This window comes from Streptomyces sp. NBC_00086, from assembly GCF_026343255.1.
GTDB lineage: Bacteria > Actinomycetota > Actinomycetes > Streptomycetales > Streptomycetaceae > Streptomyces.
Genome location: NZ_JAPELZ010000001.1, coordinates 4,801,665 through 4,818,705, shown reverse-complemented (window position 1 = coordinate 4,818,705; position 17,041 = coordinate 4,801,665). Strand labels below are relative to the sequence as shown.

At 70.7% G+C, this 17,041-nt stretch carries 19 protein-coding genes and 1 tRNA gene; 14 read left to right on the top strand and 6 right to left on the bottom strand.

Annotation, left to right across the window (positions count from 1 at the left end; all coding sequences use genetic code 11):
- The first annotated feature begins 118 nt into the window (after positions 1–118).
- Genes OG276_RS21775 through OG276_RS21755 form a run of 5 tightly spaced genes read left to right on the top strand, consistent with a single transcriptional unit; the run spans position 119 to position 4,437 of the window.
- Entirely contained in the window at positions 119–436 is a 318-nt protein-coding gene (locus OG276_RS21775; RefSeq protein ID WP_266907912.1) for a hypothetical protein, read from the top strand.
- 35 nt (positions 437–471) lie between these two features.
- Positions 472–1,782, top strand: coding sequence for a 3-phosphoshikimate 1-carboxyvinyltransferase (gene aroA, locus OG276_RS21770; protein ID WP_266907911.1), 1,311 nt, complete (start codon positions 472–474; stop codon positions 1,780–1,782).
- Positions 1,779–3,341, top strand: coding sequence for a 2,3-bisphosphoglycerate-independent phosphoglycerate mutase (gene gpmI / locus OG276_RS21765; protein ID WP_266907910.1), 1,563 nt, complete (start codon positions 1,779–1,781; stop codon positions 3,339–3,341). The genes aroA and gpmI overlap by 4 nt, the downstream gene beginning before the upstream one ends.
- Positions 3,338–3,733: a hypothetical protein gene (locus OG276_RS21760; RefSeq protein ID WP_266907909.1), complete on the top strand. Its 396-nt coding sequence runs from the start codon at positions 3,338–3,340 to the stop codon at positions 3,731–3,733. Before gpmI ends, OG276_RS21760 begins: the two co-directional genes overlap by 4 nt.
- Positions 3,730–4,437, top strand: coding sequence for a hypothetical protein (locus tag OG276_RS21755; RefSeq protein ID WP_266907908.1), 708 nt, complete (start codon positions 3,730–3,732; stop codon positions 4,435–4,437). Before OG276_RS21760 ends, OG276_RS21755 begins: the two co-directional genes overlap by 4 nt.
- A gap of 3 nt (positions 4,438–4,440) precedes the next feature.
- On the opposite strand, the gene OG276_RS21750 is transcribed toward OG276_RS21755, so the two are convergent.
- Positions 4,441–4,830, bottom strand: a complete 390-nt coding sequence (locus OG276_RS21750) for a metalloregulator ArsR/SmtB family transcription factor (protein WP_266907907.1) — start codon at positions 4,828–4,830, stop codon at positions 4,441–4,443.
- Between the two features lie 251 nt (positions 4,831–5,081).
- Between OG276_RS21750 and OG276_RS21745 the strand changes: the two genes are divergently transcribed.
- The 3 genes from OG276_RS21745 to OG276_RS21735 are packed head-to-tail and all read left to right on the top strand — an operon-like array spanning position 5,082 to position 8,532.
- A complete protein-coding gene (locus OG276_RS21745; protein ID WP_266907906.1) occupies positions 5,082–5,999 on the top strand; it encodes a phosphate ABC transporter substrate-binding protein in 918 nt (305 codons plus the stop codon).
- A 2-nt stretch (positions 6,000–6,001) separates the two neighbouring features.
- Complete coding sequence (pstC, locus tag OG276_RS21740; RefSeq protein WP_266907905.1) at positions 6,002–7,852, top strand: phosphate ABC transporter permease subunit PstC; 1,851 nt, start codon at positions 6,002–6,004, stop codon at positions 7,850–7,852.
- Positions 7,840–8,532 (top strand): ATP-binding cassette domain-containing protein, encoded by a 693-nt coding sequence (locus tag OG276_RS21735; RefSeq protein WP_266907904.1) that lies wholly within the window; start codon positions 7,840–7,842, stop codon positions 8,530–8,532. Before pstC ends, OG276_RS21735 begins: the two co-directional genes overlap by 13 nt.
- Before the next feature lie 141 nt (positions 8,533–8,673).
- On the opposite strand, the gene trxB is transcribed toward OG276_RS21735, so the two are convergent.
- Both trxB and OG276_RS21725 read right to left on the bottom strand, forming a co-directional pair.
- Complete coding sequence (gene trxB, locus OG276_RS21730) at positions 8,674–9,666, bottom strand: thioredoxin-disulfide reductase (protein ID WP_266907903.1); 993 nt, start codon at positions 9,664–9,666, stop codon at positions 8,674–8,676.
- Positions 9,667–9,673: 7 nt separating this feature from the next.
- The gene (locus OG276_RS21725) at positions 9,674–10,105 is read right to left on the bottom strand and encodes an arsenate reductase ArsC (RefSeq protein WP_266907902.1); all 432 of its coding nucleotides are present in this window, start codon (positions 10,103–10,105) and stop codon (positions 9,674–9,676) included.
- Positions 10,106–10,212: 107 nt separating this feature from the next.
- Here OG276_RS21725 and OG276_RS21720 point away from each other — a divergent pair, with 107 nt between their 5' ends.
- From OG276_RS21720 to OG276_RS21710, 3 genes are read left to right on the top strand one after another with little or no spacing between them, the layout of a single operon-like run.
- The gene (locus OG276_RS21720; protein WP_266907901.1) at positions 10,213–10,524 is read left to right on the top strand and encodes a helix-turn-helix transcriptional regulator; all 312 of its coding nucleotides are present in this window, start codon (positions 10,213–10,215) and stop codon (positions 10,522–10,524) included.
- Positions 10,524–11,600, top strand: a complete 1,077-nt coding sequence (gene arsB / locus OG276_RS21715) for an ACR3 family arsenite efflux transporter (RefSeq protein WP_266907900.1) — start codon at positions 10,524–10,526, stop codon at positions 11,598–11,600. Before OG276_RS21720 ends, arsB begins: the two co-directional genes overlap by 1 nt.
- On the top strand, positions 11,597–12,655 hold the full coding sequence (locus OG276_RS21710; RefSeq protein WP_266907899.1) for an ArsO family NAD(P)H-dependent flavin-containing monooxygenase: 1,059 nt from the start codon (positions 11,597–11,599) through the stop codon (positions 12,653–12,655). Before arsB ends, OG276_RS21710 begins: the two co-directional genes overlap by 4 nt.
- Positions 12,656–12,717: 62 nt before the next feature.
- On the opposite strand, the gene OG276_RS21705 is transcribed toward OG276_RS21710, so the two are convergent.
- From OG276_RS21705 to OG276_RS21695, 3 genes are all read right to left on the bottom strand, one after another.
- Positions 12,718–13,191, bottom strand: a complete 474-nt coding sequence (locus OG276_RS21705) for a GNAT family N-acetyltransferase (protein ID WP_266907898.1) — start codon at positions 13,189–13,191, stop codon at positions 12,718–12,720.
- Positions 13,192–13,202: 11 nt separating this feature from the next.
- Complete coding sequence (locus tag OG276_RS21700; RefSeq protein ID WP_266907897.1) at positions 13,203–13,526, bottom strand: helix-turn-helix transcriptional regulator; 324 nt, start codon at positions 13,524–13,526, stop codon at positions 13,203–13,205.
- A 67-nt stretch (positions 13,527–13,593) separates the two neighbouring features.
- Positions 13,594–13,953 carry a helix-turn-helix transcriptional regulator gene (locus OG276_RS21695; RefSeq protein WP_266907896.1) on the bottom strand — a complete coding sequence of 120 codons (360 nt, stop codon included), beginning with the start codon at positions 13,951–13,953 and terminating at the stop codon, positions 13,594–13,596.
- Between the two features lie 115 nt (positions 13,954–14,068).
- Here OG276_RS21695 and OG276_RS21690 point away from each other — a divergent pair, with 115 nt between their 5' ends.
- The 3 genes from OG276_RS21690 to OG276_RS21680 all read left to right on the top strand — a co-directional run bounded on the left by OG276_RS21690 (position 14,069) and on the right by OG276_RS21680 (position 17,036).
- On the top strand, positions 14,069–15,424 hold the full coding sequence (locus tag OG276_RS21690) for an FAD-dependent oxidoreductase (protein ID WP_266907895.1): 1,356 nt from the start codon (positions 14,069–14,071) through the stop codon (positions 15,422–15,424).
- Positions 15,425–15,429: 5 nt separating this feature from the next.
- Positions 15,430–16,668 (top strand): MFS transporter, encoded by a 1,239-nt coding sequence (locus OG276_RS21685; protein ID WP_266907894.1) that lies wholly within the window; start codon positions 15,430–15,432, stop codon positions 16,666–16,668.
- A 295-nt stretch (positions 16,669–16,963) separates the two neighbouring features.
- Positions 16,964–17,036: transfer RNA gene (locus tag OG276_RS21680), tRNA-Arg, on the top strand.
- The last annotated feature ends 5 nt before the right edge of the window (positions 17,037–17,041 follow it).

The following is a 17,041-nucleotide window of genomic DNA, read 5'->3' as shown; positions in this document are numbered from 1 at the left end:
CGGACATGGCTGCAGCCCCAAGTGCCGCCACACGGAGCACTACAGCGCCGTCACTCAGGCCGAAGCAGATCAGCACGTGTGGTCCGTACCAGGACTTACCGCCCGGCCTGGAGGGCCCATGTTCATGGCCACCGCCACGCTCGTCGCCGCCCGCGAAGCCGAGGCCGCGAAGCTGGAATCGGCCGTGGTCACGGACATTGTCTGGGCCGCGGCAATGCCGGGCGACGACCTCGAACACGTTCACGCGAAGACGACTTCCGGACGCATCGAGCTGACGTTCTTCCACCGCACCAGCAGCCTCGACGGCGCATTGTCCGCAGCGGCCGAGATTTGCCGCCGTGCGCTGAATTCCAGCCCCACCTTGGCGCAGTGGCGAATTGCCGTCACCCCCCAACTTCCCGACGCCATGCCCGGCTCGGGCGCCGTACTCGCGTGACCCAGATCACACCCCAGCATCAGGAGTCCCACCCCATGAGCGCTCTCAACGACCCCCGCCTGAAGGCCGAACAGCTCGCCGTCGAGACCATCGACTCGATCGACCACGAGGTGCGCGTCCTCGGATCGAAGAGCTACACCAACCGGCAGATCGCCATCGCGGCTCTGGCCGCCCTCGACGGCAAGACCGGCGTGATCGACGGCGCCCTCGTCTCCGACGACACCATCTTCTTCGCCGACGCCGTCGCCTCCTTCGGGCACGTCAGCGTCGAGGTCGACCACGACAACCACAGGTTCACCCTCACTCCCACCGGCAAGCCGATGGTCGCCCCCGAGGACGACATCTTCGTCGGCGGCGCGGGCACCCCGCTGCGCTTCCTGATCTCGATGGCCGGCCTCGCCGAGGGCATCACCACCGTCACCGGCAACACCCGCATGCAGGAGCGCCCCTTCGGCGACCTGCTCGCGGCCCTTCCGGCCCTCGGCGTCGAGGCGGTCGCGGTGCGCGGCAACGGCTCCCCGCCGATCCAGGTCACCGGCGGCAACTTCGTCGGCGGCAAGACGAAGATCTCCGGCGCGATCTCCTCCCAGTACACGTCCTCGATCCTGATCAGCTCGGTCCTCGCCCAGCAGGACACCGAGATCGAGATCGTCGACGAGCTGGTCTCCAAGCCGTACGTCGAGATGACGCTGGCCACCCTCGCCGAGCACGGCATCACGGTCGAGCGCGACGGCTACCGCAGCTTCAAGGTCCCGGCCGGCCAGTCCTTCAAGGGCGGCCACGCCGTCGTAGAGCCCGACGCCTCCGGCCTGTCCTACTTCATCGCCGCCGCGGCGATCCTCGGCGGCCGGGTCACCATCCCGGGCATCGGCTCCACCTCCCACCAGGGCGACGTCGGCCTCGCCGAGGTCCTGGGCCGGATGGGCGCCCACGTCGAGATCACCGAGAACTCGATCACCGTCAAGGGTGGCGAACTGCACGGCATCGAGGTCGACATGGACGCCATGCCCGACGTCGTCCCGTCCCTCGCGGCGGTCGCGGCCTTCGCCCAGGGCAAGACCCACATCACCAACATCGCCAGCCTGCGCGTCAAGGAGTGCGACCGCATCGCGGCCGTCACCACCGAACTCCGCAAGATGGGCATCACCGTCGACGAGTACGACGACGCCATGACCATCCACGGCGGCACCCCGCACGGCGCGGTCATCGACACCTACGACGACCACCGCATCGCCATGACCTTCGCGATCATCGGCCTGCGCACCCCCGGCGTCGTCATCAACGACCCCGGCTGCGTCGCCAAGTCCTTCCCGGCCTTCTGGAACACCCTGGACACCCTGCGATGACCGACACCGACACCAACACCGGTACCGGCACTGGCACTGGCACTGGCACTCCCGGGATCCTGCTCGTCCTCGACGGCTGGGGCCACGCCGCGCCCGGACCCGGCAACGCGCTCACCAACGCCCACACCCCCGTCCTCGATGCCATCGCCGCCAAGCACCCCTCCACCGTCGTGGAGGCTTCCGGTGAGCACGTAGGACTGTTGCCCGGCACCGTCGGGAACTCCGAGATCGGGCACATGGTCATCGGCGCCGGCCGCCCGCTCGACTACGACAGCGTCCTGGTCCAGCGGCAGATCGACAACGGGGAGCTCGGCGACAACCCGCGCCTGACCGCGGCCCTCGACCGGCTGGCATCCAACGGCGGCGCCCTCCACCTCGTCGGCCAGGTCTCCGACGGGATGATCCACTCCCACGTCGACCACCTCCGCGCGCTCCTGACCATCGCGGCGTCCCGCGGTGTGCAGCGCGTGTGGGTGCACGCCATCACCGACGGCCGCGACGTCGCCGACCGCACCGCCGGCCACTACCTGGCCCGCGTCGAGAGCTTCTTCACCGCCAGCGGCGTGGGGGCCCTGGCCACCGTCTCGGGTCGCGGCTACGGCCTCGACAAGAGCGGCGACCTGGAGCTGACCGCCAAGGTCAGCGAGGCCATCACCGACGGCAAGGGCGCCACCGCCCGCGACTACGGACAGGTGCTGGCCGGCGCCGAGAACGGGGACGTGTGGGTCACCCCCACCGTCCTCACCGACGCCGACGGCGAGCCGCTCGCCACCGTCCGCGACGGGGACACCGTCCTGTTCACCAACTTCCGCAGCGACCGCATCCAGCAGCTCGCCGACGACCTCGTCCAGATCCTCACCGACACCGACGTCGACGTCCTGTCCCTGACCCAGTACGACACCAAGGCGGACATCCCCGCCCTGGTCGGGCGGGCGGACGCCTCCGGCGGCCTGGCCGACGCACTCGAATCCCACGGTCTGCGCTCCGTACGCATCGCGGAGCAGGAGAAGTTCGAGCACGTCACCTACTACGTCAACGGCCGCGACGACCGCGTCCGCGAGGTCGAGGAGCACGTCCGCATCACCGCGGACACCGCCCCCGACTACGTCGCCCGGCCCGAGATGAACCTCGCCCGGGTCACCGAAGCCATCACCGCCGCCGCCCGGCGTGACGACGTGACACTCGTGATCGCCAACCTCGCCAACATCGACGTGGTCGGCCACACCGGCAACCACGACGCCACGGTCAAGGCCGCCGAACACACCGACCGCGAGGTCGAGAAGATCCTGACCGCCGCCGCCGAGACCGGCCGCTGGGTCCTGCTCGTCGGCGACCACGGCAACGCCGAGCGCATGTCCAAGCCCGGCCCCGACGGCGCCCCGCTCCCGTACGGCGGTCACACGACCAACCCCGTTCCCGCGGTCGTCGTCCCGGCCCCCGGGCAGCTCACCGGCGAGAACCTCGCCGAGGGAGGCAGCCTCGCCGACATCGCACCCACCGTCCTGCACCTGCTGGGCCGCCCGAACGGCCCCGCCATGACCGGCCGGAGTCTGTTGTGACCGCAATCGCCACCGCCACCGCCCCCGTCACCCAGTCGACCCCTGGCGGGGCCGCCTTCGCCCCCGCCTTCGCCCCCGCCTTCGCCGACGACGCCGACGTACGTGCCGTGGATGCCGGCAGCCCCGCCCTGGAGGCGTACGTCGCCAGCGGCGCCGACGGCCGGGCGCACGTCCTGACCGTGCGCAACGGCACCGACACCGAGCAGGAGCTGTTCCCCGAGGCACTGCTGCCGACCGGAGACGGCCCGCTGCTCTTCCTCGGCGGTGCCTCCACCACCAGCGAGCGCGACGGCCGCCTCGTCGCACGCCTCGCCCCCCACGGACACGTCCGCCTCGGGCGGATCACGCACGAAGACAAGCCCACCCACACGACACGGGAGCAGCCCGCATGACCACCGCCACCGGCCCCCGCCCGCGCATCGCGCTGATCGGCGACCACGGCAAGTCCCCCGCCCACGCCCGGCTCGACAGCTTCCGGCACGAGCTCGACGTGGACACGGAGTGGGTGCCCAGCGAGACCATCGCCGGTCCCGAGTCCCTGGAGGGCTTCGACGGAATCTGGGTCGTGCCCGGCTCCCCGTACGAGAACAAGGACGGAGTCCTGTCCGCCGTCCGGCACGCCCGCGAGAACGGCGTCCCCTACCTGGGCACCTGCGGCGGCTTCCAGCACGCGCTGATCGAGTACGCCCGTACCGTCGTCGGCCTCACGGACGCGGACGACGTGCAGTACGACCCCGAGGCACCGACCCCGCTGATCGTGCCGCTCACCTGCTGCCTGGCGGGCGAGCAGGCCCCGCTCCTGCTCACGGCCGGCAGCCGGCTCGCCGCCGTCTACGACGACGCCGAGATGACCACCGAGACGTACCACTGCAAGTACGGCCTGAACGCCGACTTCGTCGAGCGCCTGGCCGACGCGGGTGTGCTGTTCAGCGGCTGGGACACCGAAGGCGCACCCCGGGCGGCCGAGGTCCCCGGCCACCCGTTCTTCATCGGCACGCTGTTCCAGCCGGAGCTGGTCTCCGGCCCCGGCAACGTCCACCCGCTGATCAAGGCGTTCGCGGCCGAAGTGGCCGCCCGTGCGGCCGTCGCGGCCTGACGTCTAGGGCTGCTGCTCCGCGTCGCCCCAGATGAGGGTGTTGAGCACGTCGCGCCGGTCGGGCGCGACCGCGTACCAGGCCCAGGTTCCGCGCTTCCTGCGCGTGACCAGGCCGGCGTCCGAGAGGACCTTCATGTGCTGACTGACCGTGGACTGGGCCAGACCCAGCAGCGGCGTCAGGTCACAGACGCACGCCTCGCCGTCGGGAGCGGCGAGCAGGACGCTGAGGATCTGCAGACGCGTCGGATCGGACAGGCCCTTCAGGGTTCGCGCGAGAATCTCGGCCCGCTCCCTGGGCAGCGGATCCACTTCGAGGGGCGGCCCACACGTCGGATCCTCGTCGATGAACGCAAGGAGCCGAGGGGGCTGCCCGGTCACCTGTTCTACGGACATACAGGTCAGCCTACGTCCACCAGCTGAACGCCCACGTCGAAGATCGTTCTGTTCACCCATTGTTTGACCGTCATTAAGCCGGATCCCGACTAGCCTCCGGCCCCCGATCGGCAGGTGGGTGCCGCAAGCGGTTCATGCCACACGGAACCTCTTCTCCGGCACCCTCCCACCGATCAGACTCCTGATCACCAGGGTGGCCCGTCCTCCACCCACCCGTAGTCCACCCACCGTTCACCAGCAAAGGCACCGCCATGTCTGCCATGACCACCACGCTCCACCGCACGCCGTCCCTCCTCACCAGAAAGCAGAAGCAGGCCGGCGTCGCCTCGTCCGCCGCGCTGCTCCTCGCCACCGTGCTCACCGGCTGCGCCGGTTCCGCCCAGGCCAGCTCCTCCGCGGTGCAGGCCAGCGGATCCACCACCGTTGCCCCGGTCGCATCGGACGCCGCCGAGGCCCTCAAGGGCCAGGGCCTGAAGATCACGGTGGCCACCCAGGGCGGTTCCGCCGGCGGCATCTCCCAGCTCGGCTCCAAGCAGATCCAGGTGGCGCTGAGCTCGAAGCCCCTGTCCGACGAGGACAAGAAGACCTACCCCAACACCGACTTCGTCACGACGCAGATCGGCGCGGACGCGGTCGGCATCATCATCACCAAGGAGGTCGCCGACGGGGGCGTCAAGAACCTCACCAAGGAGCAGGTGAAGGGCCTCTTCGAGGGGACGATCACCAACTGGAAGCAGGTCGGTGGCCCGGACCTGAACGTCTTCGTCTACGACAAGGAGCCCGGTCGCGGTACCCGCGAGGTGCTCGACAAGTTCGTCTACGGCAAGGGGAAGCCCCCGCTGCCCCCGCAGTCCGCCAACTACGCGGTGGTCGGCGGCAACCTGGAGACCCGCAACAAGCTGGAGTCCACCCGGGGTTCCATCGCCCCCCTGTCGACCGGCTTCATCGATGGCCGTGACGGCCTGGTGGCCGTGCCCTTGGACGGCGTCGCACCGACCCTGGAGAACGTCGCGTCCTCCAAGTACCCGATGACCCGACCCCTGTTCATGATCACCGACGGGCAGCCGAAGGGCTCCGTCAAGCAGTACATCGACTACCTGCTTTCGGCCGAGGGCCAGAAGCTCCTCCCGAAGCACGGCTACCTGACCCGTCAGCAGATGGGTCTCTGACGGTGAGCGTCACTCTGGAGCGCCCGGTCGAGGCGCCCGGACCCACCACGCCAGAAACCACCGCGTCGCGGCCGCCCGTCCGGGGCGGCCGCCCGCGGCGGGCCAGATGGGTGTGGGGATGGGTGTACACCGGGATGTTCTCGGTGGTCCTCGTCCTGGCGGTACTGGTCGGATACCTCGCCACCGGCATCGCGAGCGGTGACGTCGACTGGCTCAACCTGGTCTCCGACCCGTCCTGGAGCCCGGTGAACGGGGCCTTCGGCGCCCTGTCCATGATCTACGGCTCGGCCGTCGTGTGCGTCCTGGCACTGCTGCTGGCCGTCCCGGTCGGCTGGTCCGCGGCCATCGCCCTGTCGGAGTACCTGTCACCGCGCTTCGCCCGGCCCCTGCGGCTGAGCGTGGAACTGCTGGCGGCGGTCCCCTCCATCGTCTACGGCCTCATCGGCATCATGGTGATCCGGCCGTTCGTCTCGATGCTGGGTGACGTACCGGGCGGCGACAGTCTGCTCGCCGCCGGCATCGTCCTCGCCGTGATGATCATGCCGACGATCGTCGCGGTCAGCGTGGACGCCCTGTCGGCCGTCCCCGCCCGCTACCGGGAGGCCGCGTACTCCCTCGGTCTGACCCGCCGTGAGGTCGTACGGTCAGCCGTACTGCCCCAGGCCCGCGCGGGCATGCGCGCAGGCGTCCTGCTCGGCCTGGCCCGCGGACTCGGCGAGGCCATCGCGGTCTTCATGGTCATCGGCCGCGCCGACGGAAGGCTCCCGGGCTCGCCTGGAGACTTCTTCTCCTCCCTGGTCCGCCCCGGCCAGACCCTGACCACCAAGCTGGCCGGCCCCGAGCCGATGCTCGCCGGCACCTCCGGCCCCTACTTCGCGGCGCTGTGCGCCCTGGGCATCATCCTGCTCCTCTTGGTGGCCGCGGCGACCGTGTGGGGCACCCGAAAGTCCTCGGTCCGTCCCGCGAAGCGCGGCCTGCGCGGCCACGGGGCCGCCGGCCGCATGCGCATCCCGCGGGACCGCTTCACGACGGTGCTGCGGATGGCGGCGCTGGCGCTGCCGGGAGCCCTGCTCCTCGGAATGCTCGCCATCCTGCTGACACGGGGCGGTTCCGCGCTCAACCCGGCCTTCTGGTTCTCACCCTCGACCGGCGCTGCCGGCGGCGGGGTACGCGACCAGATCCTGGGCACGCTCCTGCTGCTGGCGACCACGGCGCTGATCGCCCTGCCCCTCGGCTATGCCGCAGGTGTCCTGATCGGCATCCGGGCGTCAGGGAAGACAACGCGCGTACTGGAGACCCTCACGGTCGCCATCGGGGGAACTCCCACGATCCTGCTGGGCCTTGCGGGCTACGTCCTGTTCTCGTCCGCCATGGGCTGGGGCCGGTCCTGGCTGGCAGGGGCCATCGTGCTGGTGCCCGTGGTCGTACCGGTCATCGCCCTCACCACAGCCGGTCGCATCCGGAGCATGCCGCCCGAAATCACCGAGAGCGCCCTGGCACTCGGCCTGACCCGTGCGCAGTACGTCCGCTCCGTGGTCATCCCGTACACCTGGCCGGCCACCCTCACCGGCCTGCTGCTCGGCCTGGCCCGCGCGGCGGGAGAGACAGCCCCGCTGATCTTCACCGCCACCGTGTTCTTCGGGGCGCCCGCGCTGCCGACCGGGATCGTCAACGCCCCGGTGCAGGCTCTGCCGACCCACATCTTCACCCTGTCCCAGGACTCGGGTGCCCCCGAGGCGATCACTCAAGCGTGGGGCAGTGCCCTGGTCCTGGTCCTGATCACCGCAGTACTTCTCAGCCTGGCGGTGGCCCTGCGCAACCGCTTCGAAGGAGCACGACGATGGACCACGTGATATCCGTCCGCGACCTGCGGGTCCTCGACGGCAAGAAGACCCTGGTGGGACCTGTCACCTTCGACCTGAAGCAGGGCTCCACCACGGGACTGTGCGGCCCTTCCGGCGCCGGCAAGTCGACGGTGCTGCGCGCCCTGGTCGACCTGCTGCCCCACGGCCTCACCCGTGACGGCCACCTAGAGGTGCTGGGACGCCCCTTCCGTCACGGCAAGGGCGACTCCGGCCTGCGGAGCACGGTCGTCCTGGTGCCGCAGACGCCCGTCGTCTTCGGTGGAAGCATTCTGGACAACGCCCTCTTCGGGCTGCGCCACTTGGTGCGCGCGTCCCGGGCCGACCTGAACGACCGGGTGGAACAGGCCCTGAAGGAAGCGGGCCTGTGGAACGAGGTCTGCAACCGGCTGGACTCTCCTGCCCAGTCGCTCTCCAACGGACAGCGTCAGCGGCTGTGTCTGGCCCGCGCCCTGGCCCTCGAACCGGCGGCGCTCCTGCTGGACGAGCCCACCAGCGCGCTGGACGAGCGGAGCCGGGACACGGTCGAGGAGTCGGTGGCCGCCCTCCGCGGCAACCGCACGGTCCTGCTCGTCTCGCACGATCCGGCGCAGGTGGAGCGTCTCTGCGACCGCACGGTACGCCTGGAGCTGCCGGAAACCCTGACGTGCTCTCCGGCGGCAGCCGCCTGAGCACGGAGCACCGCAGCACCGCAGCACCGCAGCACCGCAGCAGGAAATGAGAACCGGGCCCGGTCCGTCGTGTCGCAATCACGATGGAGCGGGCCCGGAGTGCGTTACGGGGGCCGACGGGGACACCGTCGGCCCCTTCCCTCACGCGACCGGCGCGAGGGCTTCCACCCGTACGTCGGCCAGCGCGGCCAGGTACCGCTCAGCGTCCAGGGCGGCGGCGCAGCCGGAGCCGGCCGCGGTGATGGCCTGGCGGTAGATGTGGTCGACCACGTCGCCCGCGCCGAAGACGCCGGGGATGTTCGTACGGGTCGTGGGGGCCTGGGTCTTGAGGTAGCCCTCCCCGTCCAGTTCGAGCTGGTCGGCGAAGAGTTCCGTACGCGGGTCGTGGCCGATGGCGACGAACAGGCCCGTCACGTCCAGGTCGCGCGTCGTGCCGGTGAGGACGTCGCGCAGGACGACACCGGAGAGCATGCCGCCGGTCTCCTTGATCTCGGCGACCTCGCTGTCGAACGCGAAGGAGATCTTGTCGTCGGCGAACGCCCGGTCCTGCATGGCCTTGGAGGCGCGCAGGGTGGAGCGGCGGTGGACGATGGTGACCGAGCGGGCGAAGCGGGTGAGGAAGGTGGCCTCCTCCATGGCGGTGTCGCCGCCGCCGACCACGACGATGTCGCGGTCGCGGAAGAAGAACCCGTCACAGGTGGCGCACCAGGACACTCCGCGCCCCGAGAGTGCGTCCTCGTTCGGCAGGCCGAGCTTGCGGTAGCCGGAGCCGGTCGCGATGATCACGGCCTTCGCACGGTGGACGGTGCCCTCGGAGTCCGTCAGCAGCTTGATGTCACCACCGAGGTCGACGGAGACGATGTCGTCGTCGATCATCTCGGCGCCGAACTTCTCCGCCTGCGCCCGCATGTTGTCCATCAGGTCCGGGCCGTCGATGCCGCTGGGGAAGCCGGGAAAGTTCTCGACCTCGGTGGTCGTGGTGAGCGAGCCGCCGACGAATATGGAACTGCCGAACAGCAGGGGCTTCAGCTGGGCACGGGCCGTATAGAGAGCAGCCGTGTAGCCGGCCGGGCCGGAGCCGATGATGATGACCTCGCGCACCTCGTCGGTGCCGGCCTCGGTGTTCGTCGTCATGATGCGGTCAGCTCTCCTGCTTCTTCGTGTTCTTGGCGTCGATCTCTGCGACGAGGCCCTCGATCAGGCCCTTGATCTCGTCGCGGATGGGTCGTACGGCCTCGACGCCCTGGCCTGCCGGGTCTTCCAGCTGCCAGTCGAGGTAGGTCTTGCCGGGGAAGTACGGGCAGGCGTCGCCGCAGCCCATGGTGATGATGTAGTCGGAGGCCTTCGCGGCCTCCGGCGTGAGGACCTTCGGCTTCTGGTCCGAGATGTCGATCCCGAGCTCGGCCATGGCGGCCACGGCGGAGGGGTTGATCTGGTCTCCGGGGACGGAGCCTGCGGAGCGGACCTCGACACGGTCGCCCGCGAGGTGCCGCAGGAAGCCGGCGGCCATCTGCGAGCGGCCTGCGTTGTGGATGCAGACGAACAGCACGGACGCGAGCGGGGTGGAGGTCATCAGCTCTTCCTTCATGGGCGCGGGCTACGGGGCGCAGCGCCGGAGACCTCCCGGGAGAGGTCATCCTCGACTGGTGTCAGCCCCGAATGATGTGAGAGTATCAGTGCATGATGACGTCAGCCACCACTGATCTGCTCCGAGTGATCGCCGACCCGATCAGGCTCCAGATCGTGACCCTGCTCGCCCGCGAGACCCTCTGCACCACCCACCTCGTGGAGGAAACCGGCGCGCGGCAGACGAACCTCTCGAACCACCTGAAGGTGCTGCGGGAGGCGGGCGTCGTCGAGACCGAGCCTTGTGGCCGGTTCATCTACTACAAGCTGAAGCCCGAGGTCATCGAGGCCCTCGCGGACTCCTTCGGCGAGCTGGCCGCCACCGCTCGCACCACCTATGAGACAAACCGAAAGCGAGCCTGCTGATGACCACGACCGCGCCTGTCCGCGAGGACAGCTCGATCGTCGCCAAGCTCTCCACCCTGGACCGCTTCCTGGCGGTCTGGATCCTGCTGGCCATGGGCCTCGGCCTCGGGCTCGGCCGCCTGATCCCCGGCCTGAACGACACGCTTGCGAAGGTCGAGATCGGCGGCATCTCGCTCCCCATCGCGGTCGGCCTGCTGGTCATGATGTACCCGGTCCTCGCCAAGGTCCGGTACGACAAGCTCGACTCCGTCACCGGCGACCGCAAGCTCATGGTCTCCTCACTCGTCATCAACTGGCTCGTCGGCCCGGCCGTGATGTTCGCCCTCGCCTGGATCTTCCTGGCGGACCTGCCCGAGTACCGCACCGGCCTGATCATCGTCGGCCTGGCCCGCTGCATCGCCATGGTCATCATCTGGAACGACCTCGCCTGCGGCGACCGCGAGGCCGCCGCCGTCCTGGTCGCCCTCAACTCCGTCTTCCAGGTCATCGCCTTCGGAGTCCTCGGCTGGTTCTACCTCGACCTGCTGCCCGGCTGGCTGGGGCTCGGCAAGGGAGAGCACCTCGACATCTCCATGTGGAAGATCGCGCTGAACGTCGTCATCTTCCTCGGCGTCCCGCTGCTCGCCGGGTTCCTCACCCGCCGCCTGGGCGAGAAGAAGCTCGGCCGCGCCGCGTACGAGTCGAAGTTCCTTCCGAAGATCGGCCCTTGGGCCCTCTACGGCCTGCTCTTCACGATCGTCATCCTCTTCGCCCTCCAGGGCAAGAACATCACCTCGCAGCCCATGGACGTGGCCCGCATCGCGCTCCCGCTCCTCGTGTACTTCGCGGTGATGTGGTTCGGCACCTTCGCCCTCGGCAAGGCCATCGGCCTCGCCTACGACCGCACCACGACGCTCGCCTTCACGGCGGCCGGCAACAACTTCGAGCTGGCCATCGCGGTCGCCATCGCCACCTTCGGCGTCACCAGCGGCCAGGCCCTCTCCGGAGTCGTCGGCCCGCTGATCGAGGTCCCGGTCCTGATCGCGCTGGTCTACGTGTCCCTCGCCTGGCGCGAGAAGTTCACGGCAGCCGCATGACCTCCCGTACCGATGTGGTGGTGATCGGCGGCGGCCAGTCCGGGCTCGCCGCCGGCTACCACCTGCGCCGCCTGGGCGTCGAGTTCACCATCCTCGACGCCCAGGCGGGCGCGGGCGGGGCCTGGCAGCACACCTGGGACTCGCTGCACCTCTTCTCCCCTGCCGCCTACTCCTCCCTGCCCGGCCGCTTCATGCCCGCGCAGGAGGGGGAGGTCTATCCCGACGCCGCGCACGTGGTCTCGTACCTCGCCGACTACGAGAAGCGGTACGAACTTCCCGTCCGGCGGGGCGTATCGGTCGACGCGGTCCACCGCGACGGCGAGCACCTGCGGGTCGAGACCGACACGGGCGACTGGCAGGCCCGCGCGGTCATCAGCGCCACCGGCACGTGGACGCGGCCCTTCCTCCCCGCCACCCCGGGCCGCCGCGAGTTCGCGGGTCGCCAGCTCCACACCGTGCAGTACCGCAGCCCGGGCGAGTTCGCGGGGCAGCGGGTGATCGTGGTCGGGGGTGGCAACTCCGGCGCCCAGATCGCCGCCGACCTCGCGGGGACGGCGGACCTGACCTGGGTCACGCAGCGCCCGCCCCGCTACCTCCCGGACGACATCGACGGCCGCGCCCTCTTCGACGCCGCCACCGCCCGCCGCCGCGCCCTGGACGCCGGCCGCACCGACACCGGCGGTATCGCCTCGCTCGGCGACATCGTGGCCGTACCCCCGGTCCGCACGGCCCGGGACGCCGGACTCCTGCACGCCCAGCGGATGTTCAGCCGCCTCACCCCAGACGGCGCCGTCTGGCAGGACGGCACGAGCGCCCAGGCCGACGCGATCATCTGGTGCACCGGCTTCCGCCCCGCCCTGGCCCACTTCGCCCCGCTGCACCTTCGCGGCAGCGGCGGCCACATCGCCACCGTCGGCACCCGCGCCGCGGACGAGCCGCGCCTGCACCTGCTCGGCTACGGCGACTGGACCGGCCCGGCTTCCGCCACCCTCATCGGCGTCGGCCGCCCGGCACGGGACGCGGCGCGCGAGATCGCGGATCTCCTCAAGCCGTAAGACGCCGGTGGCGGTCCCGGCTCGCCCCGATCCGTGTCGGGGCCCCTACGCCGTCGAGTCGCTCAGACGATCCGCGGGCTGCGGCGCTCCAGCAGGACGACGTCGCGCCACACTCCGTGGTGGCGGCCGATGCGCTCACGGGTGCCGATGACGCGGAAGCCGGCGCGCTGGTGCAGGGCCAGACTCGCGGTGTTCTCGGGGAAGATCCCGGACTGGATCGTCCAGATGCCCGCCGCCTCGGTCGAGGTGATCAGAGCGTCGAGCAGGGCGCGGGCGACGCCGCGGCCCCTGGCGTCGGGGTGGACGTAGACGGAGTGCTCGACGACGCCCGCGTAAGCGCACCGGTCGGAGACCTTGGACGCGGCCACCCAGCCGAGCAGCTTGCCGGCGTTGTCGAAGGCCACGAAGCGGTGCTCGGGCAGCTTCGCCGCGTCGAACTCGGCCCAGGTGGGGGCCTCGGTCTCGAAGGTGGCGTTGCCCTCGTCGATCCCGGCCTGGTAGATCTCCAGGACCCTGTCGGCGTGATCGCGCGTCATGGGGGCGATGTTCACGGCTGCCGCCCGAGGATCGCCGACACGGCTGCCGGGAAGCATTCCAGGCAGGCGGCGTTGACCTCGTAGCTGACCGAAGTGCCCTGCCGCTCGGGCAGCACGAAGCGGACCTCGGCCAGCAGTTTGAGGTGGTGGGACACGGTCGACTGGCCGATGGGCAGTCGCTCGGTGATCTCCCCGACCGTCAGGGGGCGCCGCTCCTCCGCCAGCAGGTTCAGCAGTCGTACGCGCATGGGGTCCGCGAGGGCCCTGAACCACCCTGAGTACGTCTGCGCGTCCTCGGGGCTCAGCCCTTGACCGGGTTTCGTCGTCTCATTCATCGATCATCGACGATAGTCGATTAAAGCGGCACCCGGAAGGCTCGCCCTCGCGTACCAGGCGGGCAGGTCAGGCGGGGCGGCCCAGCATCTGACTCATCGCGGCGATGACGGAAGGCTCCACCCGGTAGTACACCCAGGTCCCGCGGCGCTCCGAGGACAGCAGGCCCGCCTCGCGCAGCTTCTTCAAGTGGTGGGAGACGGTCGGCTGGGAGACACCGACGTCGGAGATGTCGCAGACGCACGCCTCGCCGCCCTCGTGGGAGGCGATCGCAGAGAAGAGCCGCAGCCGCACCGGGTCACCGAGGGCCTTGAACATCAGGGCGGTCCGCTCGGCCTCTTCGGCCGTCAGCGGGCGCTCGGTCAGCGGCGGGCAGCAGGGTGCCGCCGCTTCGTCTTCGAGCATCGGCAGCAGCTTCGTGGAGGGCATGAAGCAATCCTCCCTCCAAATTCGACAGATGTCTATGTTGACGTACGTCGATACGCGGTGGGATGCTGACTCCAGAAGGACATCGACGTTCATCGAATCAAACCGGGAGCCCGTCGTGAGCGCATCCACCGAAGCCCTGCCCGTCATCGTGATCGGCGCCGGCCCCGCCGGCCTCGCGGCGGCCTCCCACCTGGTCGAGCGCGGCATCGAGCCCCTGGTGCTGGAAGCCGGACCCGCCGCCGGTGCCGCCGTCCGCTCATGGGGTCACGTACGCCTCTTCTCCACCTGGTCCGAGCTCGTGGACCCGGCCGCCGAGAAGCTGCTCGCACCCACCGGCTGGACCGCCCCCGACCGTGCGACCTACCCCTCCGGCGCGGACTGGGCGGAGCAGTACCTCCAGCCGCTCGCCGACGTACTCGGCGACACGGTCCGCTACGGCACCACGGTGACCGGCGTCTCCCGCCTCGGCCGCGACCGCATCGTCGACGCCGACCGCGAGGCCCAGCCCTTCACCGTCAGCGTCCTGAACGCCGACGGCACCGAGGAGCGCCTCACCGCCCGCGCCGTCATCGACGCCTCCGGCACCTGGTCCACCCCCAGCCCCATCGGCGGCGACGGCCTGCCCGCACTCGGCGAGAAGGCCGCCGCCGACCGGATCTCGTACCGGATCCCCGACCTCAAGGACCCGGCCGTCCGCGCCCGCTACGCCGGCAAGCGCACCGCCGTCATCGGCTCCGGCGCCTCCGCCTTCACCGCCCTCGCCTACCTGGCCGAGCTCTCCGGGGAGGAGTCCGGCACCCACTCGGTGTGGATCCTGCGCCGCGGGATCAGCGGCTCCACCTTCGGCGGCGGCAGCGCCGACCAGCTGCCCGCGCGCGGCGCCCTCGGCCTCGCCGCCAAGGCCGCCGTCGACAACGGCCACGCCGACGCGGTCACGGGCTTCCGTACCGACGCCGTCGAGCGCCACGGTGATCAGCTGGTCCTGGTCGCCGAGGACGGCCGCCGCCTGGACCCCGTCGACGAGGTCATCGTCCTCACCGGCCTGCGCCCCGACCTCGCCTTCGTGAACGAGCTGCGCCTCTCCCTCGACGAGCGCCTCCAGGCCCCCACCGCCCTCGCCCCTCTGATCGACCCGAACCAGCACTCCTGCGGCACGGTCTACCCCCACGGCGTCAAGGAGCTCTCCCACCCGGAGAAGGACGTCTACCTCGTCGGCATGAAGTCCTACGGCCGCGCCCCCACCTTCCTCGCCATGACCGGCTACGAGCAGGTCCGCTCCATCGCCGCCCACCTCGCAGGCGACCACGAAGCCGCCGAACGCGTCGAACTCACCCTCCCCGAGACCGGAGTCTGCGGCGGAGCGGGCCTCTTCGACCAGCCCCAGGCGGCCGAGGAGACCAGCGGCGGAGGCTGCTGCGCGGCCCCGGCCACCCTCACGATCGGCGCCCCCGCCTCCTCCGGCGGCTGCTGACCCCGGTGGCCGACACCCAGGCCGACGCGGCCGCGACCGGGACGGGGGTCCGGTCGCGGCCGCGCGCCGCGCTGCCCGCCCTGTGCGCCACACAGATCACCAGCTGGGGCATCGTCTACTACGCCTTCCCCGTCCTGCTCCCGCGCCTGACGGCCGACACCGGCTGGTCCACCAACGCCGCGACAGCCGCCTTCTCCCTCGCGCTCCTCGTCTCGGCGGTCGCCGGCATCCCCATCGGCCGCATCCTCGACCGCCGAGGACCGCGCGCGGTGATGACCGCGGGCTCCGCCCTCGGCACCCTCGCACTCCTCGTGATCGCGACCGCCCCCAACCTGGCTGTCTTCACGTTGGGTTGGGTACTCGCGGGCCTCACCATGGCCGCCACCTTCTACCCGCCGGCCTTCGCCGCCCTCACCCGCTGGTGGGGCCCGGACCGCATCCGCGCCCTGACCATCGTCACCCTCGCCGGCGGTCTCGCCTCCACCGTCTTCGCGCCGCTCACGGCAGCCATCGCGGAGCACCTGAGCTGGCGCGCCACGTACGCCGTCCTCGCGGTGATCCTCGCCACCGTCACGATCCCGGCTCACGCCCTGGCCCTACGCGCCCCCTGGCCGGCCGCCCCACCGCATCCACCCGCCACGGACGGCACCACGCCCATCCCGCGCAGCCGCCCCTTCATCCTGCTGGCCGTGGCCTTCACCCTCTCCGGCTTCGCCATGTACGCGGTGGTCATGGGCTTGATCCCGCTCCTCACGGAACGCGGCGCCACCCCCACCCAAGCCGCCTGGGCACTCGGACTGGGAGGGGCCGGCCAAACCCTGGGCCGCACCCTCTACTCGGCCCTCTCGACCCGCACGTCCGTCACCACGCGCACCGCCGCCCTCATCGCCCTCGGCGGTGCAACGACAGCGGCACTGGCCTTCACCGCAGGCCCGATACCCCTGCTGATCGCCCTCGCGGTCCTGGCAGGAGTCGTCCGGGGCAACCTCACCCTCCTCCAGGCCACGGCAGTCACCGACCGCTGGGGCACCACCCACTACGGCCGCCTCTCCGGCCTCCTCGGCGCCCCGGCCCACATCGCGGGAGCATTGGCGCCATGGGCCGGCGCCGCCCTCGCAGGCCCACTCGGCGGCTATCCCCACCTCTTCGCGGCCCTGGCCTCACTCTCGATTGTTGCCACCTGCCTTGCGCTGGGAGCCGCGGGAGAAGGCCGCTCCCAGAAGGAGACTTCGCACCGCTCGTGACGCGAGTGTGCGGCGTGACCCAGCCGTCCGGCACCCACACCGCCGGCTCCCGAGGTGGGCCCCACTCGCCCCCTCAGAACACCACCAGCGCGGCCCGCTACCGGGAAGACCCCACCTACGCCGACGCGGACGCAGAGACTGCAGAAGGCCTCACCGGATCCCCCAAGAACTGAGCCGCGGAGCCCCGCTCTCATCCGCTACCCTGTCCCTGGGCTGCCCTTGTGGCAGCCCAGGACCTTGCCGAGGCGAGCCGGATTCTCACACAGAGTGTCCAGCCACGTTCTACGCAAGGCCCGCCTTCGTAGCTCAGGGGATAGAGCACCGCTCTCCTAAAGCGGGTGTCGCAGGTTCGAATCCTGCCGAGGGCACAACC